Annotated in this window: 2 tRNA genes and 1 rRNA gene; all 3 read right to left on the bottom strand. The window is 51.6% G+C overall.

Annotated elements, in window-relative coordinates:
• Positions 1-161: 161 nt before the first annotated feature.
• Positions 162-237 (bottom strand) — tRNA-Ala (locus tag Xhom_RS25375).
• Positions 238-345: 108 nt separating this feature from the next.
• A tRNA-Ile gene (locus tag Xhom_RS25370) sits at positions 346-422 on the bottom strand.
• A 70-nt stretch (positions 423-492) separates the two neighbouring features.
• Positions 493-562, bottom strand: a 16S ribosomal RNA gene (locus Xhom_RS25365); the annotation flags it as partial.

Raw genomic sequence — 562 nt, 5'->3', positions numbered from 1 at the left:
GACTGGAGTGATTGAGAGACTCCTCAATACTGCCGCCTTAGCGCGGTTACAGTACTGATTGTTTCAAATTTTCAGCTTGTTCCAGATTGTTAAAGAGCAAATATTTCACAACACACCCGGTTTCCCCGGTGCATTCTGAAATAATGGGTTTCGAAGAGCAATGGTGGAGCTAAGCGGGATCGAACCGCTGACCTCCTGCGTGCAAGGCAGGCGCTCTCCCAGCTGAGCTATAGCCCCATTCAGTACGGTATCGTTCTGCCCCGTCATCCCGCTCAGGCAAGCGCCGGAACGGACGAGGCTTATGGACATAAGCGCGCCGCGTCATCAGGCTGCATAAGAAAGATTTGGTAGGCCTGAGTGGACTTGAACCACCGACCTCACCCTTATCAGGGGTGCGCTCTAACCACCTGAGCTACAAGCCTATGCCGATACCGTCTCTTCTTTCATCAGACAATCTGTGTGAGCACTGCACAAAATTCACTATCTTTTCGGTAAGGAGGTGATCCAACCGCAGGTTCCCCTACGGTTACCTTGTTACGACTTCACCCCAGTCATGAATCAC

Origin of the sequence: Xenorhabdus hominickii (genome assembly GCF_002632725.1) — a bacterium.
Classification (GTDB): domain Bacteria; phylum Pseudomonadota; class Gammaproteobacteria; order Enterobacterales; family Enterobacteriaceae; genus Xenorhabdus; species Xenorhabdus hominickii.
The sequence above is the reverse complement of the archived record's forward strand: the minus strand, read 5'-3'. Positions and strand labels throughout refer to the sequence as shown.